The sequence below is a fragment of the Pseudomonas sp. LJDD11 genome (assembly GCF_024584215.1).
Lineage (GTDB): Bacteria > Pseudomonadota > Gammaproteobacteria > Pseudomonadales > Pseudomonadaceae > Aquipseudomonas.
The window spans coordinates 17,186-38,752 of record NZ_JANJFL010000008.1 but is presented as its reverse complement, the minus strand read 5'-3'; the positions used below and the strand labels follow the sequence as shown (position 1 = coordinate 38,752).

General features: G+C 57.9%; 16 protein-coding genes, 1 other RNA gene and 1 pseudogene. 12 read left to right on the top strand and 6 right to left on the bottom strand.

Annotation, left to right across the window (positions count from 1 at the left end; translation table 11 throughout):
- Positions 1-87: 87 nt before the first annotated feature.
- Positions 88-492: a ferric iron uptake transcriptional regulator gene (gene fur, locus NRB16_RS11725; protein WP_045487688.1), complete on the bottom strand. Its 405-nt coding sequence runs from the start codon at positions 490-492 to the stop codon at positions 88-90.
- Positions 493-588: 96 nt separating this feature from the next.
- Here fur and NRB16_RS11720 point away from each other — a divergent pair, with 96 nt between their 5' ends.
- A complete protein-coding gene (locus NRB16_RS11720) occupies positions 589-1,113 on the top strand; it encodes an outer membrane protein assembly factor BamE (protein ID WP_045487686.1) in 525 nt (174 codons plus the stop codon).
- A gap of 63 nt (positions 1,114-1,176) precedes the next feature.
- Here the strand turns inward: NRB16_RS11720 and NRB16_RS11715 are convergent, their stop codons facing one another.
- A complete protein-coding gene (locus NRB16_RS11715; RefSeq protein WP_045487683.1) occupies positions 1,177-1,497 on the bottom strand; it encodes an RnfH family protein in 321 nt (106 codons plus the stop codon).
- Positions 1,490-1,924 carry a type II toxin-antitoxin system RatA family toxin gene (locus NRB16_RS11710; protein ID WP_045494304.1) on the bottom strand — a complete coding sequence of 145 codons (435 nt, stop codon included), beginning with the start codon at positions 1,922-1,924 and terminating at the stop codon, positions 1,490-1,492. Before NRB16_RS11710 ends, NRB16_RS11715 begins: the two co-directional genes overlap by 8 nt.
- 258 nt (positions 1,925-2,182) lie before the next feature.
- Here NRB16_RS11710 and smpB point away from each other — a divergent pair, with 258 nt between their 5' ends.
- Complete coding sequence (smpB, locus tag NRB16_RS11705; protein ID WP_045487678.1) at positions 2,183-2,665, top strand: SsrA-binding protein SmpB; 483 nt, start codon at positions 2,183-2,185, stop codon at positions 2,663-2,665.
- A gap of 44 nt (positions 2,666-2,709) precedes the next feature.
- Here smpB and NRB16_RS11700 read toward each other — a convergent pair whose 3' ends face one another.
- The gene (locus NRB16_RS11700; protein ID WP_045487674.1) at positions 2,710-3,477 is read right to left on the bottom strand and encodes an FCD domain-containing protein; all 768 of its coding nucleotides are present in this window, start codon (positions 3,475-3,477) and stop codon (positions 2,710-2,712) included.
- Between the two features lie 372 nt (positions 3,478-3,849).
- Between NRB16_RS11700 and NRB16_RS11695 the strand changes: the two genes are divergently transcribed.
- From NRB16_RS11695 to NRB16_RS11650, 10 genes and pseudogenes are all read left to right on the top strand, one after another.
- The gene (locus NRB16_RS11695; RefSeq protein WP_253139398.1) at positions 3,850-5,538 is read left to right on the top strand and encodes a lactate permease LctP family transporter; all 1,689 of its coding nucleotides are present in this window, start codon (positions 3,850-3,852) and stop codon (positions 5,536-5,538) included.
- A gap of 84 nt (positions 5,539-5,622) precedes the next feature.
- A complete protein-coding gene (locus tag NRB16_RS11690) occupies positions 5,623-6,444 on the top strand; it encodes a (Fe-S)-binding protein (RefSeq protein WP_253139401.1) in 822 nt (273 codons plus the stop codon).
- A complete protein-coding gene (locus tag NRB16_RS11685; RefSeq protein ID WP_253116397.1) occupies positions 6,441-7,898 on the top strand; it encodes a LutB/LldF family L-lactate oxidation iron-sulfur protein in 1,458 nt (485 codons plus the stop codon). The genes NRB16_RS11690 and NRB16_RS11685 overlap by 4 nt, the downstream gene beginning before the upstream one ends.
- Positions 7,898-8,569: a lactate utilization protein gene (locus NRB16_RS11680; protein WP_253116399.1), complete on the top strand. Its 672-nt coding sequence runs from the start codon at positions 7,898-7,900 to the stop codon at positions 8,567-8,569. Before NRB16_RS11685 ends, NRB16_RS11680 begins: the two co-directional genes overlap by 1 nt.
- Positions 8,566-11,376, top strand: coding sequence for an FAD-binding and (Fe-S)-binding domain-containing protein (locus NRB16_RS11675; RefSeq protein ID WP_257106207.1), 2,811 nt, complete (start codon positions 8,566-8,568; stop codon positions 11,374-11,376). Before NRB16_RS11680 ends, NRB16_RS11675 begins: the two co-directional genes overlap by 4 nt.
- Before the next feature lie 261 nt (positions 11,377-11,637).
- Complete coding sequence (locus tag NRB16_RS11670) at positions 11,638-11,922, top strand: hypothetical protein (RefSeq protein ID WP_045487655.1); 285 nt, start codon at positions 11,638-11,640, stop codon at positions 11,920-11,922.
- An 83-nt stretch (positions 11,923-12,005) separates the two neighbouring features.
- Positions 12,006-12,397, top strand: a transfer-messenger RNA (tmRNA) gene (ssrA, locus tag NRB16_RS11665).
- Between the two features lie 187 nt (positions 12,398-12,584).
- Positions 12,585-13,840 (top strand): annotated as a pseudogene (locus NRB16_RS11660) (integrase domain-containing protein).
- Positions 13,841-14,787: 947 nt separating this feature from the next.
- The gene (locus NRB16_RS11655; RefSeq protein WP_257106206.1) at positions 14,788-15,768 is read left to right on the top strand and encodes an integrase domain-containing protein; all 981 of its coding nucleotides are present in this window, start codon (positions 14,788-14,790) and stop codon (positions 15,766-15,768) included.
- Positions 15,765-16,040: a hypothetical protein gene (locus tag NRB16_RS11650; RefSeq protein ID WP_257106205.1), complete on the top strand. Its 276-nt coding sequence runs from the start codon at positions 15,765-15,767 to the stop codon at positions 16,038-16,040. The genes NRB16_RS11655 and NRB16_RS11650 overlap by 4 nt, the downstream gene beginning before the upstream one ends.
- 420 nt (positions 16,041-16,460) lie before the next feature.
- Here NRB16_RS11650 and NRB16_RS11645 read toward each other — a convergent pair whose 3' ends face one another.
- Positions 16,461-17,531 (bottom strand): hypothetical protein, encoded by a 1,071-nt coding sequence (locus NRB16_RS11645; protein ID WP_257106204.1) that lies wholly within the window; start codon positions 17,529-17,531, stop codon positions 16,461-16,463.
- A 1,033-nt stretch (positions 17,532-18,564) separates the two neighbouring features.
- Positions 18,565-21,567: a type I restriction endonuclease subunit R gene (locus NRB16_RS11635; RefSeq protein ID WP_257106203.1), complete on the bottom strand. Its 3,003-nt coding sequence runs from the start codon at positions 21,565-21,567 to the stop codon at positions 18,565-18,567.

The window sequence follows — 21,567 nt, the reverse complement described above, 5'->3', positions numbered from 1 at the left end:
GCCAGAAAAACTGTACGCCCCAAAAAACCAAAAGGCCCCTTGCCGAACGAATCGGCAAGGGGCCTTTTTTGCTGTACGAAGAAAGGTTTAGGCTTTCTTGCGCACGTAGAGCACCAGATTGTGATCGACCAGATCAAAGCCGTGACGCTCAACGATGGCCTTTTGCAAGGCTTCGATTTCTTCGTCGAAGAATTCGATGACCTCACCGGAGTCCACATTGACCATATGGTCGTGGTGGCCGCCGTCTGCCAGTTCGAAGACCGCATGACCGCCGTCGAAGTTGTGGCGCACCACCAGACCTGCCGCTTCGAATTGGGTCAGAACACGGTAAACCGTGGCCAGACCGACATCTTCACTGGCGTCCATCAGAGCCTTGTAGACATCCTCGGCACTCATGTGGCGCTGCTCGGCAGAATCGAGCATTTGAAGGATCTTGACCCGTGGAAGGGTCACCTTGAGTCCTGCTTTACGTAGTTCGCTATTTTCAACCATGGTCAGCTTTCTCGCAGACGCTGCTTCGCAGCTTCTCTTAATGCAGGTATGATCGGGGTTTGTTGACCCAGCCAAGATAGTGGAAGTCGCCCACCGATGCAAAACACCAAGCTCTTGCTAACCAGTTTCACACTTGTGGGACTGCTCGCACTCGCCGGTTGCTCGTTCCCCGGGGTTTATAAAATCGACATCCAGCAGGGAAATGTCGTCACGCAGGATATGATAGACCAGTTGCGCCCCGGAATGACCCGGCGGCAAGTACGGTTTATCATGGGCAACCCGTTGCTGGTCGATACATTCCACACCGATCGCTGGGATTATCTGTATAGCCTGCAACCCGGCGGCGGTGAACGCCAACAGGAACGCATCAGCCTGATTTTCAACGGCAATGACCAACTGGTCAGCCTGTCTGGCGACTTCATGCCGGGTGTCAGCCGTGACGAGGCCATCCTTGGCCAAGGCAGTGACACCAGCGTGACGCCGGTGCAGAGCCAGCCGCAGACGCCACCTGAACAGCCCGCGCGCCCAGGCTCGATGCTTGACCAGATTCAGAAAGAGGTCGACAGCGTCGAGACAACGCCAGTCCCTGAACAGGAACCGCTGGAAGCACCAGCGCGTTAAGCAAAAATGCCCGGTTAGCCGGGCATTTTTTTATCCAGATATTTTCTCGGCCCTGAACTGAAGTCAGGCCCGCCCCTTCTTCGGTCGCGCTTTTTCAGCCTTGGCAGCACGCAGCCGCCGCACTTCCTTCGGATCAGCCAATAGCGGTCGATAGATCTCGATACGCTCACCCGACTCCATGACGCGATAGTCAGGATCGCTGATCAGTTTGCCAAAGACCCCCACCGCACAAGACTCCAGCTCAAGCTCCGGAAAAACCGCTCCGATGCCGCTTGACTGCAATGCCTGGCGAACCGTGGTGCCAGCAGCCACCTTGACGCGCAACATGACCTGACGCTCAAGACTTGCATGCACCACCTCGATCTCAATCGGGGTTTCAGACATGCAGCTGTTTCGCCCGCTGGCAGAATGCATCGACCAAGGTATTGGCTGCCTGATTGAACAGTGGCCCGAGGGTGGCACGCACCAGTGGCCCGGCATAGTCGAACGACAGGTCCAGATTGATCTTGCAGGCCTTTTCGCCCAGCGACTTGAAAGTCCAGACACCATGCAATTGACTGAAGGGCCCTTCGACCAGGTCCATGACAATCGACTCACCTGGTATCAGGGTATTGCGGGTCACGAACTTCTGGCTCAGTCCGCCTTTGGCGATTTCAAGACTGGCACGCATCTCGGTGTCGCTGGACTCGTGCACCAGCGCCGCGGCACACCAAGGCAAGAATTCGGGATAGCGAGCCACATCGTTGACCAGGTCATAAAGAAACCGGGCTGGATACGGCAACAGTGCCGAACGTTGAATATGCGTAGTCATGTCAGCATCTTTTCCAAAACTGAGCGGCATATAAATGCCGAACGGCACCCTCTGGTGCCTCAAGAATGAAAGTCAGGGTAACAGGATCGGACGCCAGCGCCTCATCACCTTTTCGCCTGAGTCGTGGGCCGCTCAGATGCGATACGCCACGTTACAAGGTGTAAAAAGAGCGCGCATTGTCCGGGATTCGATCATCGCGCTCAAGCACACGCCTTGCCCATAGCCGACAACGCAGCAACTGCCTATAATGCGGCCCCTATGGCCAAACTCAAAAAGCACCCTACAGGGACCATCGCGCAGAATAAAAAAGCGCGTCACGATTACTTCATCGAACACAAGTTCGAAGCCGGTCTGGTCCTGTCCGGTTGGGAAGTAAAAAGCCTGCGTGCCAGCAAGGTACAGTTGGTTGACAGCTATGTGCTGCTCAAGGACGACGAAGCCTGGCTGATGGGCAGTCATATCACCCCCCTCAAGACAGCCAGCACGCATGTCATCGCGGACCCGACGCGCACTCGCAAGCTGCTGCTCAACCGCCGCGAACTCGACAGGCTGTTCGCCGCTGTACAGCAAAAGGGCTATACCTGCGTTGCCTTGTCGCTGTACTGGAAACAGCACATGATCAAGTGCGAAATCGCACTGGGCAAAGGCAAAAAGGAATACGACAAGCGCGACACCGAGCGCGAACGCGATTCCAACCGCGAACTGCAACGTGCCGTGCGCAACAAGGGCAAGGAAGACTGACCCCGCGCAGCCCGCGACAGGCTATCGCGGGCATTCGGCGTAACCTACAGGTTATGCCGCCGCTCGGCTCGCGCCGCCCGCTCTCCCTGCTGACGCACCTCCTCAAGCACCTCCTGAACATACATCAGGTGGCGACTTGAAACACTTCGTGCATCCTCGGCGCGCCCTTCGATAATCGCCTCATACAGCTCACGATGCTGCGCGATAAGCATGTCGCGGGTCTCGCTGCGCTGCTGATACATGCCCCCGATATTGATCACAACGTTACGCCGCACCAGGTCGAACAGCCCACGAATGGTGTGCAGCAACACCGCGTTATGGCTGGCCTCGGCAATCGCCAGATGGAAATTGGCATCGGCAGCGGCCTCTTCGACACCACCCTCCTGTTCAGCCCTGGCGTAACAATCCTGCAGAGCATCAAATGCCTGGCGCAGCCGCTCGCGATCCAGATCGGTAGCCCGCAACGCTGCGTAGTAGGCGCACGAGGCTTCCAGAGTATGCCGAAACTCCAGCAGGTCGCGCTGCGCGTCCGGGCTGCTTTCCAGCAGTTGCAGCAACGGATCACTGAAGGTCGAGCCCAGATTTTCCGCCACGTAATTACCGCCGCCCTGACGACTGATCAACAGCCCTTTTGCTGTCAGTTTCTGAATGGCCTCACGCAGGGATGGGCGTGAAACACCAAACTGCTCAGCCAGCACGCGCTCGGCAGGCAAACGACCGCCGGCCTTGAGCGTGCCCTCCAGAATCATTTTTTCCAGCTGCTCGACAATATCGTCCGACAAACGGCGTTGCCGTACTTGACCAAAGCCCATAGCCCTCACTCCACCTTCCCGACCTCGTTATCGGGCCCGTCTATTCTGGCCGATCCGAGCACCTTAGGCATCTGCCGCATGGCTGTCACTGAACCATTGCTGTACTGCTGCCGGGCTGATTCAGACCAAAGTCGCAAAAAGAGCAAATTGACACATCCCCGGTAAGGCTTCTACCCTAGCAACCAGATCTTGTAAATTGGTCTTACCAATTAACCAAGAGCTATATAAGTAACCAACTGCACGTACATCGCTGGACCTTTCCCGACCAGAAAGGCCTGAGCTGGTGCACGGGACGCTACGACCACCTGCCTGAATCAGGCACGTACGCCACCGGACACCGGGCCTAACCAAAAACAACTAGGGGCCAACCCAATGCAAACCTGGCAACAACTCTATACCCCCTTGGGCAGCCTGGGCTTATCCGCCGCCGCTGCGCTGATCCCGATCATTTTCTTTTTTCTCGCCCTGGCGGTGTTCCGTCTCAAAGGCCACATTGCTGGCAGCATCACGCTGGGCTTATCGGTGCTGGTGGCGATCTTCGCCTTCCAGATGCCGGTCGACATGGCACTGGCTGCGGCGGGCTACGGTTTTGCCTACGGTCTGTGGCCGATCGCCTGGATCATCGTCGCAGCGGTATTTCTCTACAAGCTGACCGTCAAAAGCGGCCAGTTCGAGATCATCCGCAGCTCGGTACTGACCATCACCGACGACCAGCGCCTGCAGGTGCTGCTGATCGGCTTCTGCTTCGGCGCCTTTCTTGAAGGCGCGGCAGGGTTCGGTGCGCCTGTGGCAATCACTGCCGCCTTGCTGGTGGGCCTGGGCCTGAACCCGCTATACGCCGCCGGCCTGTGCCTGATTGCCAACACCGCGCCGGTGGCGTTCGGGGCGCTCGGCATCCCGATCATCGTTGCCGGCCAGGTCTCGGGCATCGACGCTTTCAAGATCGGCGCAATGACCGGTCGCCAGCTGCCGTTCCTGTCTATCTTCGTGCCGTTCTGGCTGATGTTCATCATGGACGGCGTACGCGGCGTCAAGGAAACCTGGCCGGCCGCGTTCGTGGCGGGCTTCAGCTTTGCCGTCACCCAATACCTGACCTCGAACTTCATCGGCCCGGAACTGCCAGACATCACCTCGGCACTGGTCAGCATCATTTCCCTGACCCTGTTCCTCAAGGTCTGGCAGCCGCAGCGCGCCACTGACGCAGTGATCAGCAGCGGTGGCGGCACCGCCGTACTGGGCGGTGGAGGTCATATCCCGGCCCCGTCACGTACGCCGTCGCCCTACACCCTGGGGCAGATTTTCAAAGCCTGGTCGCCATTTCTGATCCTCACTGCGATGGTCACTGTATGGACGCTCAAACCCTTCAAGGCGCTGTTCGCTGCCGGTGGCCCGCTGCAGGCATGGACCATCAACACCGCCGTGCCGTTTCTTGATCAGATGGTGATCAAGGGCACGCCAATCGTGGCCAAGGCAACCGCCATGCCGGCGGTGTACAAGCTGGACCTGATTGCCGCTTCCGGCACCGCCATCCTGCTCTCGGCCATCATCTCGATGATCGTGCTGCGCATCAGCGCCAGGATTGGTCTGACCACCTTCAAAGAGACCGTGATTGAGCTGCGTTGGGCAATCGTATCGATTGGCATGGTGCTGGCGTTCGCCTTCGTCATGAACTACTCGGGGATGTCTTCGACACTGGCGCTGGTACTGGCCGGCACCGGTGCGGCCTTTCCGTTCTTCTCGCCATTTCTGGGTTGGCTGGGGGTATTCCTGACCGGTTCGGATACTTCTGCCAACGCCCTGTTTGGCTCCCTGCAAGCCACCACAGCGCACCAGACCGGCGTCAGTGATGTGCTGATGGTCGCCGCCAACTCCAGCGGCGGCGTCACCGGCAAGATGATTTCGCCACAGTCCATTGCCGTGGCCTGCGCAGCGACCGGCCTGGTCGGCAAGGAGTCGGACCTGTTCCGCTTCACCCTCAAGCACAGCCTGTTCTTCGCCACCCTGGTGGGGATCATCACCTATGCGCAAGCGTATTGGTTCACCGGCATGCTGGTGCACTGAGTCGCGGTCAATCCGTAAACCCTGGCGCCGTCGTGATGGCGGGCGCCAGCTTTCGATAACCGGGCCCACCCGGAGAAGCACCTGATGAACGAACTGTTCTATAACGCCTCCCCCAACGCCACGCGGCTGGCGCCGCGCCATGCACCACGCCAGTACCCTGATCAGAAGCCACAACGGGTGTACCTGTTCGGTACCTGCGTGGTCGACCTGTTTTTTGCGCAAGCGGGCATGGACACCATTCACCTGCTTGAGCGCGAAGGTATCCAGGTGAACTACCCACAGGGCCAGAGTTGCTGCGGCCAGCCGGCCTACACCAGTGGCTACACTGAGCAGGCCCGGCAAGTCGCCCGGGCTCAGGTGCAGTTGTTCGAAGGCAGCGACCCGGTAGTCGTGCCATCTGGCTCGTGCGCGGGCATGTTCCGTGAGCATTATCCAGAGCTGTTCAAGGACGAGCCGCCGATGCTGGAAAAAGTGCGCAATCTTGCCGCGCGCACTTATGAACTGACCGAATTCCTGCTGCATGTCTGCAAGGTGCGCTTCGATGACCAAGGCCAGCCGATCAGGATCGCCCTGCATACATCCTGCTCGGCACGCCGGGAGATGAACACCCACCTGCATGCCCGTGAACTGCTTGGCCAACTGGGCAACGTCGAGCGTGTCGAACACTCGCATGAAAGCGAATGCTGCGGCTTTGGCGGCACATTCAGCGTGCGTATGCCGGACATTTCCGGGGCCATGGTGGCCGACAAAACCCAGGCACTGAAAGACTCAGGCGCCGACCAGGTCATCACGGCCGACTGCGGCTGCTTGATGAATATCAACGGGGCACTGGAAAAGCAGCAAGCATCGCTGCACGGCATGCATCTGGCCAGTTTTCTCTGGCAGCGCACCGGAGGCCGCTCATGACCGCGCACAATCGTATTGCGGCCGTAGAGCTCAACCCCGACTTCCCCAACCGCGCCCGTCAGGCACTTGGTGACAGTCAACTGCGCGGCAATTTTCGCCGCGCCATGGATTCATTGATGACCAAGCGCGCCGCGGCGTTCAGCGACGCTGACGAACGCGAAGAGCTGCGCGAGCTGGGCAATGCCATCCGTGCCCGCGCGCTGTCGAAACTGCCTGATCTGCTGGAGCAACTGGAACACAACCTGATCCGCAACGGCGTTCAGGTGCACTGGGCCGAAACCATCGAGCAAGCCAATGCCATCGTGCTGTCCATCGTCGAAGCGCATGAAGCCCGGCAACTGATCAAAGGCAAATCGATGGTCAGCGAAGAAATGGAAATGAACCATTTCCTCGCTGAGCGAGGCATCGAATGCCTGGAAGCCGACATGGGCGAATACATCGTGCAAATGGCTCACGAGAAGCCCTCGCACATCATCATGCCGGCCATCCACAAGAATGCCGGCCAGGTCGGCACGCTGTTCCATGAGAAGCTCGGCGTCGACTACACCACCGATGTCGACCAGTTGATTCAGATTGGCCGCAAGGTGCTGCGCCAGAAGTTCTTCGAAGCCGACATCGGCGTGTCTGGCGTCAACTTCGCCGTGGCTGAGACCGGCACCCTGCTGCTGGTTGAAAACGAAGGCAATGGCCGCATGGTCACCAGCGTGCCGCCCGTGCATATCGCGGTCACCGGCATAGAGAAGGTGGTGGAGAACCTGCGCGACACCGTGCCACTGCTGTCGCTACTGACTCGCTCATCACTGGGCATCCCGATCACCACCTACGTGAACATGATCTCTGGCCCGCGCAAGGCTCATGAACTCGATGGCCCGCAGCAAGTCCATCTGGTACTGCTGGATAACGGCCGCAGCCAGGCCTTTGCCGACAGTGAGCTGCGCCAGACCCTCAACTGCATCCGCTGCGGCGCGTGCATGAACCATTGCCCGGTGTATACCCGGGTCGGCGGGCATACCTATGGCGAGGTCTACCCTGGCCCGATCGGCAAGATCATCACCCCACACATGGCCGGCCTGAATAAAGTACCGGACCACCCCAGCGCGTCGTCGTTGTGCGGAGCCTGCGGTGAGGTCTGCCCGGTGAAGATTCCGATTCCGGCACTGTTGCGCCGGTTGCGCGAAGAGAACGTCAAAGCGCCGGATGCACCCAACCCGGTCATGCGCGACCAGGGCCGCAAGTACTCACGTAAAGAGCGGCTGATCTGGAACGCCTGGTCGGTGCTCAACCGCTCGCCAGCGCTGTACCGGGCCTTCCGCTTTCTCGCCACCCGCCTGCGCGCCTTGATGCCCGCTAACCTCGGCCCCTGGACGCAGCATCATAGCGCTCCGAAACCTGCGGCCCGGTCACTGCATGAGTTGGCCCGCGAGCACCAGGCCCGGCAGAAGAGAGACACCTGATGAACGCCAGAAACACTATTCTCGCCAAGCTGCGCCGTAGCCTGGAAGGCACTCAACCGATTGCCGATCATTTCAATGAAGCAACAGTGACCGGGCCATGGAGCTATACCGCACAGACCCGGCTCGCGCGCCTGCGCCAATTGATGGAAGCGGTACATACCGAAATCCATCTGTGCCGCGAGCACGATTGGCCACAACGCCTGGCGCAACTGGTCAGCGAGCGGCAACTGCCCAACCTGCTGATCGCTCCGGGGACACTGCACGGGCAACGGATTCGCGAACACTGGGCGCAGCAGCCCGGCCTGGCGCCGCTCAAGGCCTATGACAAACCGATAGAAGCCTGGAAAAAAGAGCTGTTCGACGATACGGCCGCCAGCGTGACCGGCACACTGGGCGCGATCGCCGCGACCGGCAGCCTGATCCTTTGGCCTACCCGCGAAGAGCCGCGACTGATGAGCCTGGTGCCGCCGGTGCACTTTGCTCTGCTCAAAGCCAGTCAGATCCACGACAACCTGTACCAGGCGCAGCAGCAACAGCAATGGGCGAACGACATGCCGACCAATGCGCTGCTGATCTCCGGCCCGTCCAAAACCGCCGATATCGAACAAGTGCTGGCCTACGGCGCCCATGGTCCCAAGGACCTGGTGGTGCTGATCCTGGAGGACGCATGACCCTGCCCGCCAACTTTCTACGCCAGGCGCAATTGTTGATTCCCGAACAGCGCCGCTTCGATGATCCGCTCTCGACCCTGGCTTTCGGTACTGACGCCAGTTTTTATCGGTTGATCCCCAAACTGGTGATACGGGTTGAATCCGAAGACGAAGTCGTGGCGCTGCTCCAACTGGCTCAGGCCCATAAGGTTGCGGTGACCTTCCGTGCGGCGGGCACCAGTCTGTCTGGTCAGGCAATCAGCGATTGCGTGCTGCTGGTGCTGGGCGATAACTGGAACAGCCGCGAGATTCGTCAACAGGGCAGCCAGATCCGCCTGCAACCCGGCGTGATTGGTGCTCAAGCCAATGCCTGGCTGGCACCCTTTGGCCGCAAGATCGGTCCGGACCCAGCGTCGATCAATGCCTGCAAGATCGGCGGTATCGTCGCCAATAACGCCAGCGGCATGTGCTGCGGCACCGCGCAAAACACTTATCACACGCTGGCCGGCATCCGCCTGGTGCTGGCCGACGGCACCCGCCTGGACACCGAAGACCCTGCCAGCGTCGCCGCCTTTCGCAACAGCCACGCGCAGTTGCTGGAGCAACTGGCCAGCCTCGCACGCGAGACCCGCAACAACAGCGAACTGGCGGCCAGAATCCGTCACAAATACCGTCTGAAAAACACCACCGGGCTGTCTCTCAACGCCCTGGTGGATTTCGACGAGCCACTGGATATCCTCAGCCATCTTTTGGTGGGTAGCGAAGGCACTCTGGGTTTTATCAGTGCGGTGACTTATAACACCGTGCCCGACCACCCAAATAAAGCTTCGGCGCTGATCGTGTTCCCGGACGTTGAGACCTGCTGCAACGCCGTCAGCGTCCTCAAACAGCAGCCAGTGGCCGCCGTGGAACTGCTCGATCGGCGCAGCATGCGCTCGGTCCAGGACAAACCGGGTATGCCGGCCTTCGTGCGCGAGCTGTCGGAAAACGCCTGCGCGCTGTTGATCGAGGCCCGCGCGGCCAGCCAGAGCCTGCTGCATGAACAGCTGGCGCAGATCATGGCGTCGCTGGCGCCGTTTGCAGTGGAGCAACAAGTCGACTTCAGCGAAGACCCACAGGACAATGCCCGGCTATGGGCAATTCGCAAAGACACCTTCCCTGCTGTCGGTGCCGTGCGCCAGACCGGTACCACGGTCATCATCGAGGACGTTACCTTTCCAGTGGAACAACTGGCCGCTGGCGTACGTCGACTCATCGCCCTGTTTGAAAAGCATCATTACGATGAGGCCATCCTGTTTGGTCATGCCCTGGAGGGCAATCTGCACTTTGTCTTCACTCAGGGCTTTAACAGCCATGAAGAAGTCGCACGCTATCAGGCGTTCATGGATGACGTCGCCGAGCTGGTTGCTGTCGAGTTCGGCGGCTCACTCAAGGCAGAACACGGCACAGGCCGCAACATGGCGCCATTCGTCGAGAAAGAATGGGGCAGCGACGCCTATCAACTGATGTGGCAACTCAAGCACCTGCTCGACCCCAACGGCATCCTCAACCCGGACGTGGTGCTGAGCAACGATCCGCACATTCACCTCAAGCACCTCAAACCCATGCCGGCAGCCGACGAAATTGTCGATAAGTGCATTGAATGCGGCTTCTGCGAACCGGTGTGCCCGTCCAAAGGACTGACCCTCAGCCCTCGCCAGCGCATCGTCATGTGGCGTGACATTCAAGCGAGAAAACGCCGCGGCGAAGATACCCGCGCGCTAGAGCAGGGTTACCAGTACCAGGGCATCGATACCTGCGCCGCCACCGGACTGTGCGCCCAGCGCTGCCCGGTAGGTATCAATACCGGTGAGCTGGTCAAGAAACTGCGCGCCGAACAGGCCAGCCATGACAAAACCGCTGCTTGGATAGCGCAGCACTTCAAGATCGCCTTGCAGGGCGCACGCTTTACCCTGCGAGTGGCCGACGGGGCCCGCAGACTGCTCGGTGCGCCGCGTATGGCAAAAATCTCGGCAGCGCTGCACACAGCCTCCGCCGGCCGCGTACCACAGTGGACAGCCGCCATGCCGCAGCCAGCACAGGCCATTCGCTTCACACCGCCGCTCGACGATCAACGGCCGCGAGTGGTGTACCTGGCCGCATGCGTCTCGCGAGTAATGGGCCCGGCCGCCAGCGATCGGGAACAGACCTCGCTACTGGACAAAACGCGCAGGCTGCTGGAAAAGGCCGGCTATCAGGTGGTGTTCCCGGAAGATGCTGACAGCCTGTGTTGCGGCCAGCCGTTCGCCTCCAAAGGCTATACCGCCGAGGCTGACGAAAAGCGCGATGAGCTGATCAAGACACTGCTCAAGACCAGTCGCGGCGGGCTTGACCCGATCTACTGCGACACCAGCCCCTGTACCCTGCGCCTGATCGAAAGCCTGAAGGACAGCCGCCTGGACCTCTATGACCCGGTGCGCTTCATTCGTACCCACCTGCTGGACAAACTGACCTTTACACCACAGCAGGAACCGGTGGCAGTGCATGTTACCTGCAGCACCCAGCATCTGGGCGAAAGCCAGGCGCTGATCGACCTGGCCCGGTTGTGCAGCGTCAACGTGGTGATTCCCGAGGGCATTCACTGCTGCGGCTTTGCCGGCGACAAGGGCTTCACCCACCCGGAACTCAATGCTCACTCGCTACGCCCGTTGAAGAACGCTGTGCAGTACTGCAGCGAAGGCATCTCCACCAGCCGCACCTGTGAGATTGGGCTGTCGCATCACTCAGGGATTGATTATCACAGCCTGGTTTACCTGGTGGATCGGGTGACACAGCCACGGACGCGATGACTCCGCTGACCTCAATAAATAGCTGGGACATCACTGAACCACGTTTGCGTGATGCCCAGCGAGGTTAGCGACCTATCGCCTCTTTTTAGTGCATTTCACCCTGTTTTCGACTTTCTGTTCGCCGAGAAAAATAAATAGAACCCCTGCAAAACCTCATAGTCAATCCTTTAAGCCCCCCTGCACGGGATGGCTTTTCGCAACCTCGGGCAGCGGCCCTCACGACCCCGGCCATACCGAGTCCACAGGCTAAAGGAGAGACACATGAAACGTACCGCATTTACAGGACTGTTCCTCAGCGCTGCACTGTTGGCTTCCCCAGTCTTCGCCGCCGAAAATCTCTGCGACGTGAACCTGCAAAGTATCAAGGATGCGCAGGTGTCTACCAACTCCAACCTGAGCCCGGAAGTCAAGGCATCGCTGGAGAAGACCGAAGCCGATGCTCGGGCCGCCAAGGCCGCGAACGATGAGAAAAAATGCATCGAACTGACTGACAAAGCGATGACCGACCTGAAAAAAATTGGCTCCGGCAGCGAGGGCGCCAAATAATTGCCAGGTAGCCCGCACAGCGGGTCGACGTGAAGCGCCATTAGGCGTACACTGCGCCCCACTGACTACCTGAACGTAGTCACGGGGCCGATTAGGATTCGACGCCGGTGATGAAACTTTAGGTGCATGCCGACTTGGTAACAGAAGTCGTAAATCCACTGTTGCAACTTTCTATAGTTGCCAATGACGAAAACTACGAGGGCTACGCTCTCGCTGCGTAAGCGGCGCGACTAGCTCTTCTGGTAGCTTCGGCTCCAGCAATCATCAGGGGATGCCTGTAAACCCGAAATGATTGTCATACAGAACAGGATCGCCGCCTAGTACGTTGTGGACGACGTGGCTAAAACTTACACAACTCGCCCAATGCACCCTGCCCGTCGGGTCGCTGAGGGTTAACTTAATAGACACGGCTAAGCATGTAGGACCGACAGCGGAGTACTGGCGGACGGGGGTTCAAATCCCCCCGGCTCCACCAAATCATCAAAAAAAGACGTCCACGGACGTCTTTTTTTGTGCCTGCGATCTAGTAAATACGCGGTCTCGAGCGATTTTGCGGTCTTTTGAGAGTTTTTGAGTTCCAGCCGTTCGGGTATTCCAGGCGGTATTCCACCTCACCCGGTGCTAATCTTTGGAATACCGAATCAGTGCCTGAGGACAATCTCATGCCTGCTCAAAACCTCCGCCTCTCCGATCGGCGCTCAAGGGAGTCAAACCCGCGTCCAAGGATTACGTCCTCACTGACGGTGATGGTTTGCAACTCCGTGTACGCAGCAACGGCTCGTTGCTGTGGAATTTCAACTACCGCGAACCGGTGACCAAGAAGCGCATCAACATCGGCTTCGGGACCTACCCCGAACTGTCACTGGCGAACGCACGAAAGAAGGCAGTCGAAGCGCGCGAGCTACTCGCCCAAGGTATCGATCCGAAGGTGCAGCGCAATACACTGAATGAAGCCAAACGCGCAGAAACGGAACATTCCTTCGAGAACGTGGCCACCGCCTGGTTCGAGCTCAAGAAAGACTCGGTCACCCCGGCCTACGCCGAAGACATTTGGCGGTCGCTCACGCTGCACGTGTTTCCCGATTTGAAGACGACACCACTCACCAAAATCACCGCGCCGATGGTGATCGGACTGCTTCGCCCAATCGAAGCGAAAGGCAGCCTGGAGACGGTGAAACGTCTTAGCCAGCGGCTAAACGAGATCATGACCTACGGCGTGAACTCCGGCCTGATCTTCGCCAACCCGCTCACCGGCATCAGGGCAGTATTCAAGAAGCCCAAGAAAGAGAACATGGCTGCGCTTCCGCCCGAAGAACTCCCCGAGCTCATGCTGGAGATCGCGAACGCCAGCATCAAACGCACCACCCGCTGCCTGATCGAATGGCAGTTGCATACGATGACTCGCCCCGCCGAGGCAGCGACTACTCGCTGGGCAGACATCGACTTTGAAAGGCGCGTCTGGACTATCCCGCCGGAGCGGATGAAAAAGCGCCGCCCTCACAGCATCCCGTTGAGTGATCACGCTGTCGCCCTGTTGGAATCACTGAAGACTCACAGCGGCCATCGCGAATACGTCTTCCCGGCAGACAGAAATCCGCGCACCCACGCCAATAGCCAGACCGCCAACATGGCGTTGAAACGTATGGGCTTCCAGGATCGGTTGGTCAGCCACGGCATGCGCTCGATGGCCAGCACCATCTTGAATGAGCATGGGTGGGACCCGGAACTCATTGAGGTCGCACTGGCGCATGTCGACAAGGATGAGGTGCGCAGCGCTTACAACCGGGCCGACTACATCGAGCGCCGGCGTCCGATGATGGCTTGGTGGAGTGAGTACATCCAGAAAGCCGCCACCGGCAGCCTGCTCGCCTCAGCGTACGGCCAAGTCAGAGACAAGAACGTGGTGCCGATACGCTAGCTCTGTACGGCGCAATAATTGCGGAAACAACTGAACGTCCAAGATTCGGGGCAAGCAGCCTCGCTTATCTGCTTCTCAGCGCGGGTCCATCCAAACAGGGCTGCAAAGCCGCCCTGTTTGGATGGACCTCACTTTGAAGAGCTAAAAGCCACGACGTTGTCCGGGATTTACCAAGTAATTCCACCGATGGATAACCGCTTTTCACGTCCTCAAGGGCGCTTAATTTCGGCCCTTGACCGGGTTTATCCACAGGCGTAGAACTGGCCGTGCAAACGCTGTCGATGACAGCACCCCAGGTGACCCGAACCTTGAAGGTCATGCCGCTCCCGCGGTGGTTCTCCCCAAGGGCGATTAGCATCCGGCAGCTCGCCTGGTCACCTCCCCGGTGATGGATGCCAACTACATTTCATGGCCCTCGTGCGCCAGACGACACTTCCTATTGCGCTGCCCTGCAGCAACCTATCCGCTTGGCCGAATCTTGCGCCAACCTGTGACCGTCTCTTTCTTCTGGAAAGAGACGGTCACTTCTAACACTGCTGCAGCCCAGATCGCATACGGCTTTGCGGCAATCCCCCTCGTGACAATCGGCGTGACAAACGCCGATGTCACCAGCAACGGCGATGTAGATGATGGTGCCGCAGACCACGGAATGGACTGCACCTGACTGACAGTCAGGCATGCCCCAGTCATCGCATTGCTACGTTCACCCGGCTCAGGATCTTCAGGCGCGGGTTTAGTCAGCCAGCGCTGCCTCCACCCGCCCACCGGCAACGGTGTTCAGGAGGCTAGATCATGAGATGCCCTTGCTCCCGGACGTAAGGAGCCGCCAGTCTCGCGTAGAGGACATTCCCCACAGGCCGCAGGGGCCTTGATCCCTGATAACACTCAGCATTCTTGGCGGGATGACGTGGGGCGAGGATCGGAGAGCAAAAGATGAGGTGACCGACATGGCATTGGTGGGTAAACGAGATGGCCGCAATTTCGGCTACGGCAGGCAACTGAGCTACGCAGGTCCGCAGGCGCTGAAAGACATGTTTGGCGGTGGCCATTACGGCACGGTCAAGGCGCATTGTGATCGGTGGCAGGCATTCGTCAAATGGTGCCGTTCCGAACAGGGGCCCGGCATCAATGATGCGCGGCAGATTGATCGAAAAGTGTTGGCCGACTATGCGGCGTATCTGCGCGACCTGGTTGGGCGCGGTGATCTCGCCGTCAGCACCGCACAAAACCGCCTGTCCAGCGTTAACAGGACCATGGCGGCGCTTCGCGGTGATCAGTGCGTGAAATTGCCAAGTCCGAGCAAGGCGTTGGGCATGCAGCGCACCGGGGTTCGTCACTCGGTACCGCAGGGACAAGATCGCGAACAGGTGAAGCAGATCGTCGATGCGCTTTGCAGCCTTGACCAGAGACGGGGCGCCGCGATCGTTCTGCTAGCGCGAGCCACCGGCATGCGCTTGCGCGAGACCGTCTTGGCTGACCTGCCACGACTAGGCCGTGAGGCTAACGATCTAGGGAGGATTAACATTCAGGATGGCACCAAAGGCGGTCGCTCCGGCGCTTTGGCACCGCGTTGGATTGCGGTGGATGAGCAGATTCGAGACGCCTTGGCTTTTGCGGTCCAGGTATCGCCGGTAGGCAGCCGCAATATGGTTGCGCCAAGTGAGAGCTATAAGGAGTTTGTACAGCGCGTCGCCGGGCCGGCTAGGGACGTACTGCATGCTCACAATCTCAAAGGGTTTCACGATCTGAGGGCGGCGTTTGCGTGTGAGCGCTATGAACAGATCACCCAGCACCGGGCACCTGTTAACGGTGGGCAGTGCTATGCCATAGATCGTCGTCTTGACCGTGAGGCTCGCATGCAGATCAGTCGAGAGCTGGGGCATGGGCGGATTGATGTGGTCGCTGCCTACATCGGGGGGCGGCTATGACTAAGGCGTTTGATATCGAGGTGTTCTTGGCTGGCGTGCTGACTGGATCGTATGCGACTCGGCAGCGGCATTTGCGCCAAGCTAAGATCATCCAAGCAGCCGTAGCTGAGAGGTGGCACCGGGAAAATCCTTGGGCGTGGCAGCGGAAGCATTTGGAGTGGTTTCTCGCGTATCACTTGGAGCATCGGAGCGAAGACACGCGGTATTACTACCTGCTCACTACCAGATTGATCACTCAACGCTTAGGGGCTTCGTGGGTTTTCGGACTTTAAACTGCGGCAACCTACCCGCAAAGCAGCATGCAATCGACATATAGCCTCCCTTCAGAAAGCTGCTGACCCGTGGATCAGAGTATTACCAGCGCACAGGAACGCCCATAACTCAATAGCAAGCAGACACTATACGGCGGTGTTACTATTGAGCATACGCTATCCGCAACTTTGCACTTACCCCTTCCAGCCGCTGCAATACGCTTAGGCAGCTAACAGAGTGACTTTGTGGATAGATTCGAAAACGCATTGGCTAGAGTGCATAGCCTGCCATCGCAAGAAACACTCACAGTCTATTTGACGTTCCGACTAAACACCTTTTGACTTTCTAAGCCGCTTGACCAGCCTAAAAAACCCTGCCACGCCGCCGCGCATAAAATTCCAATATAGCGCGGCAGCTCGACAATTTATCTACACTTAACCTTAGGACGACCCAACAACTCGAGAGCACCCCAAAAATAAATTCCCACCCACTAGGTACGGCCTGAGCCTTTTCAGCCTGCGATAGTAAGCGAGCAAAACTCGCAATTGGTGCAAAGCATCAACATCCAGATACTCAAAGCTACTTCGGTAATCTTCCCACCTCATCAGACCGAAAAAGAAATCAATAAACTCCTTCAAACGAGTTACGATTTCAGGGGCAAGATTAGCTGAAATAGCTCTTTCATCATCGAACCCGGATATCTTATTGCCCTTAAAATACCTGTACACCGTTGAGTAATATTGCTCCAGCGCTACAAATGAATCATCATCGGCAATCTGCCGAGCGGAAACCTCAATTCTACGAGCAAGATCTGGCAGCAAGTCGAGCTTTATGTGCCCTGGAGAGGCGAACTGCACCTCCGATACCTTGGCCCTGTGAATAGATGGCGTTACGGAGTTCAAACCTGTGAAAAGATGAACCGCGCTGAACCCTCCCGTCCAACTTCCTGCTAGCTTACTCAAGGCACCTTGTACAGCAGGTCGATCTAGATGTTCCAACCCATAGTGGAATGAGTAAAGCTGCTGGTAAATCTTAGGAACAAGCGAAAAATCATCAATATACAGCTCTCCATCCAGACCAAGAAAATAAGCCTCCGTTATCTCTTCAGCCAACTTTTCTGCAGCCGAAGTTGCTATTTCTGGAGTTAGGTAAGAGTCAACTTCAGGCAGGTAAGCATCCGGCAATCTATCCCAACTCGTACGAAGAAATGCGCTCCGTTTCGAGGAAGCACCGGTATGAAATATGACTATCCATTCTGACTCTAGATAAAGCTCCCTCAGCGTCTTTTGTTGCTCCAGATAATCCCGTAGGGATTTCCGATCCACCGGCACGATACACCATCGATTACGAGTCGCGGTGCAATCAAGCCAGGCGTACAGCAAGTCATTACCTGACTCGCCCTTGTAAAGGCTTAACAAGGGCCCCTCAAACTCAATGAGATCAGCGTTCCACTGATGCTTAGGGAGAGTCCTAGCATCTATTTTAATACCTTCAACACGGAGAAAGCTCATGGAATTGCTCTCACCGTTGATACGTTACTATGAATGCTGCCGGTCGCGTATGGATGAAAGTCGAAATGGCCATAACGGTTCGCCACTGTGCAGGCACCGTCGTTAGGTGTAATCACTACATTAGCCACATGCCCACCAAATACTTTGCGCGCCATTCGAAAGCTTTTTTGAACACTTTGGAAAGCGCTTACGCTCTGCTCAAGTGACAAGTACATGGATAGACCCCAACATGAGCATTTCTCGAGGGGATCGGAGGCTCGTAATAAACGAGGTGGATTTCGAACAGCCACTGGGGCGAAGCACTGCGCACTGACAGGATTTGCGACCCATCGCCATGCGTCTCGTTGAGCAGGAGATGTTCCCGCTGGAGGGCATTGGTATCCGTTCGCAGACAACTCCGCTAGCTGGACACTATACGTGTAAGACATAAAATCCCTTTAATGGCTCGGCGATCTCAAATGTTAGGCATTTAGCCATCATTTCACACGTCCACCATTTCCGAAAGTTCTACCAGCTGTCATTCCGGCGGGGTCCGACGTGCGGTATCTTATACGGATATCAAAACGCCTCTTAAAAGGAAGATACCTAGCGCTGCCGTTGGCAGCACCCCAGATGGCCAGAGCATTCAAGGCTAAGCCGCTAGGGCGGTCGCGCGACCCAAGTACGATTCGCGTCCGGCCGCTCGTACGGTCACTACCCATTTGATGGATGCCCACTTCACCTCGGTACCCTTGCGGCAAACCTCCCTAAACTTTTGCTGCCTGCGGCAAGCTATTCGCGTGGCCCCTTCAGATGCGCGACGGCGGTCATTGCCACCATTATCAGCTACGCGCCGCCGCGATCGTTTTGTTGGCGCGAGCTACCGGCATGCGCTTGCGTGAGGCCATCTTGACCGACCTGCGCTGGAGGACGGACATGAGCAAGCCATTCGATATGGAATTGTTCTTGGATGGCGTGCTGTCCGGATCGCGCCATCGAACCAGGTGGTATCGGTAGGCGAGCTGCTTTTCATTTTATCCATACCTACTCGCTCTCAGTAATACTGCCGGATATAGCTGTAAGCCTTTTCGAACAGTTCCTCATCCGCATGCAGCTTGTATTTGAAGAGAGCCTTTCGTAACGCTTTTTTGACTTCGCGCTCACCCGATTGCGTACCCTGCCAGCCGGGGAAGCGCACCAAGCGTACGATCTCATCGATATCCGCAACTACACGTTCGACCATGATCGGTGTCTCGTCGGTCTTTACCTCGTTGAACAGCTCAGACAACGCCGCTTTGCCACGATCCTCATCCTCCTCAGGCGGCACTTCTTTTTCAGCCTGTAGCGTCTCCTTGGCGATCTCCAGCAACTGCTTCAAAAACTCGACGCTGTTAACCTGACCAGATTCGAAGCGGTCCTTGAGTGCCTCAAGCCGTTCAGAAAGCTTCTTGAACTTCGGATTTCCCGAATGCCCACGCAAACGGCGATTGAGCTTAATCTCAATCTCCTTGGTCTTCTTCGGATCGGGGTTCGAAAGCACAGCGTCTAGGAGATCGGCATCCAGTACCAAGGTATCGAGGTCGTCCCTTACAGCATCGACATGTACGTTTTGGTGGATCAGCTCAATGGTCTTGGCCCCCAGCGAATGCCAGATCAACTTGCCGTGTCCACTGGAGGGCTGCACCGACTGGTACACCTGCGACAGCCACTTGTAGTCCTTCTCGAAGGGGCCCAAAACCGTGTCCGGTGACAGCGCCTCCCAGATCTTGTTGAGCACACTGTACTCAGCAGCAAAATTGTCGCGCACTGCGTTGTTGGGCAGGCATTGCTGCGCTGCAATCAGTCCTTCGTAACCCTCCACCGAACGATCACAACCGGTGAAGAATGCCAAACACTTCTGCATGGCCTCAGGCAGCTTGTCCTTTAGCTCCTGGATGTTGCTCACCACCTGCTTGACGCTCTGGTCGTCGAACTCCAGTGCGGCCGCGACGTCATCAAAGATGCCGAGGTAGTCGACGATCAGGCCGTGGGTCTTCTGTTCGGAATAGGTGCGGTTCACCCGGCAGATGGCCTGCAGCAGCGTGTGGTCCCGCAGCGGTTTATCTAGGTACATGGCCTGCAAGATCGGCGCGTCGAAGCCGGTCAGTAGCTTGGCCGTGACGATAATCAGCTTCAGCGGATCGGCCGGATCGCGGAAGCGATCCAGCAGTCGTTCCTCCTCATCGCGGCTTCGGTCGTATGTCGCGTACTCCGGGTGTTCCTTCTTGTCCGCCGCCTGCACCGACATGACGATGTCCGTGGCCTCGGGCGGCAGCAGCTTGTCCAACTCGGCCTTGAATAGTAGGCAGGACTCCCGGTCGAAGGTGACGATCTGCCCCTTAAAGCCGTTGGGTTCCACCTTGGTCTGATAATGCTCGACGATGTCTTCGCAGATCTTGCGGATGCGTTCGGGCGTCTTCACCAGCACGGCCATCTTGGCGGCGGTCTTGGCGAGGTTGTCCTTGTCCAGATCTGATAGGCCGCCGGTCAGGTCTTTGTACGCGGCATCCAGCGCCGCCTTGTCGATGTGCAGGTCAATCAGCCTGGGCTCGAAATGCAGCTTCAACGTGGCGCCATCTCGGATCGACTCCTCGAAGCCGTACCGGCTCATGTAGCCCTTCTCGTCCTCGTCGGCGCCGAAGGCGTAGAAGGTGTTGCGGTCGGCGCGGTTGATCGGTGTGCCGGTCAGGCCGAACAGAAACGCATTGGGCAGGGCCTCACGCATCTTGCGACCAAGGTCGCCTTCCTGGGTGCGGTGGGCTTCGTCTACCAGCGCGATGATATTGCTGCGGTCGTTCAGGCTGCCCGTGGCCTCGCCGAACTTGAAGATCGTGGTGATGATGATCTTGCGCACGTCCTGCGCCAGCAGCTGCTGCAGCTTCTCGCGACTGTCCGCTTTTTCCAAATTGGGGATGTCCGCTCCGGTGAAGGTGCTGGTGATCTGGCTATCGAGATCGATCCGGTCCACCACAATCAGCACCGTGGGATTCTTCAACCCTGCATGCATGCGCAGCTTCTGCGCTGCGAACACCATCAGCAGTGACTTGCCCGAACCCTGGAAGTGCCAGATCAGCCCTTTCCTAGGGAAACCCGCGAGCACGCGGTCGACGATTTTGTTGGCCGCTTCAAACTGCTGGTAGCGACAAATGATCTTGATGCGCTGCTTTTTCTTGCTGGTGGCGAACAAGGTGAAGCTGCCCAATATGTCCAACACCACATGCGGGCGGAGCATGCTCTCAGTGGACAGTTTGAGCGATTTCAGTGGGTGGTGCTGGCCATCGTCGCCATCACCATCCAGATGCCAAGGCCCCCAGTCCTTGACCGGCAGGCCGATGGAGCCGTAGTGGTAAGCCTTGCCCTCAGTGGCCACCGAGAACACATTACAAACGAACAGCTCCGGCACGAATTTCTCATAGTCGTCGTGCACCTGCACCGCGCCATCGACCCAGCTGATGCACTTCTTGACCGGCGTCTTCGCCTCGATCAATACCAGCGGGAGACCGTTGACCAAGAGTACCAGGTCAGCCCGGCGCTCAATAGGGCCGGCGCGGTAGGTGTACTGTTGGGTAACGATGTACTGGTTCTGCTTCAGATCCTCAGGTCCATCCATGGCAATCAGCCGTACCGGCACATGCTCGTTGTTGGGACCAAAAGGCATGGAGCGTTCACCACGCATCCAGGCGGTCATCTCCTCGTTGGCGCGGATCAGACCATCCGAGCGCACCGAGAGCAGGATGGCGCGCAGCTTGTAAAGTACCTCGTCAGCGCGGTCGGGCTGAGCGGAAATCTCAGGATTCAGGCGAATCAATGCATCGCGCAGCCAAGGTTCTACCAGCACTTCCTGAACCTGGCGCGGCACTTCAGACGGAGCAGCGTAGCGCCAGCCGACGCCTCTGCGGCTGGGGCCATAGCTGGCTTGAGGTTCCTGAACGGTGTTGGCTGGAGCTACCTTGATCGGGCCGGAGAGCAAATCGCGAACGTAGGCTTCGACAGTGTTGGATTCGTTGAATACAGCCAT

Bases quoted from the DNA above. Each gene is read 5' to 3' on its own strand.
- fur (WP_045487688.1), bottom strand. From the start codon at position 492: ATGGTTGAAAATAGCGAACTACGTAAAGCAGGACTCAAGGTGACCCTT.
- NRB16_RS11720 (WP_045487686.1), top strand. From the start codon at position 589: ATGCAAAACACCAAGCTCTTGCTAACCAGTTTCACACTTGTGGGACTG.
- NRB16_RS11715 (WP_045487683.1), bottom strand. From the start codon at position 1,497: ATGTCTGAAACCCCGATTGAGATCGAGGTGGTGCATGCAAGTCTTGAG.
- NRB16_RS11710 (WP_045494304.1), bottom strand. From the start codon at position 1,924: ATGACTACGCATATTCAACGTTCGGCACTGTTGCCGTATCCAGCCCGG.
- smpB (WP_045487678.1), top strand. From the start codon at position 2,183: ATGGCCAAACTCAAAAAGCACCCTACAGGGACCATCGCGCAGAATAAA.
- NRB16_RS11700 (WP_045487674.1), bottom strand. From the start codon at position 3,477: ATGGGCTTTGGTCAAGTACGGCAACGCCGTTTGTCGGACGATATTGTC.
- NRB16_RS11695 (WP_253139398.1), top strand. From the start codon at position 3,850: ATGCAAACCTGGCAACAACTCTATACCCCCTTGGGCAGCCTGGGCTTA.
- NRB16_RS11690 (WP_253139401.1), top strand. From the start codon at position 5,623: ATGAACGAACTGTTCTATAACGCCTCCCCCAACGCCACGCGGCTGGCG.
- NRB16_RS11685 (WP_253116397.1), top strand. From the start codon at position 6,441: ATGACCGCGCACAATCGTATTGCGGCCGTAGAGCTCAACCCCGACTTC.
- NRB16_RS11680 (WP_253116399.1), top strand. From the start codon at position 7,898: ATGAACGCCAGAAACACTATTCTCGCCAAGCTGCGCCGTAGCCTGGAA.
- NRB16_RS11675 (WP_257106207.1), top strand. From the start codon at position 8,566: ATGACCCTGCCCGCCAACTTTCTACGCCAGGCGCAATTGTTGATTCCC.
- NRB16_RS11670 (WP_045487655.1), top strand. From the start codon at position 11,638: ATGAAACGTACCGCATTTACAGGACTGTTCCTCAGCGCTGCACTGTTG.
- NRB16_RS11655 (WP_257106206.1), top strand. From the start codon at position 14,788: ATGGCATTGGTGGGTAAACGAGATGGCCGCAATTTCGGCTACGGCAGG.
- NRB16_RS11650 (WP_257106205.1), top strand. From the start codon at position 15,765: ATGACTAAGGCGTTTGATATCGAGGTGTTCTTGGCTGGCGTGCTGACT.
- NRB16_RS11645 (WP_257106204.1), bottom strand. From the start codon at position 17,531: ATGAGCTTTCTCCGTGTTGAAGGTATTAAAATAGATGCTAGGACTCTC.
- NRB16_RS11635 (WP_257106203.1), bottom strand. From the start codon at position 21,567: ATGGCTGTATTCAACGAATCCAACACTGTCGAAGCCTACGTTCGCGAT.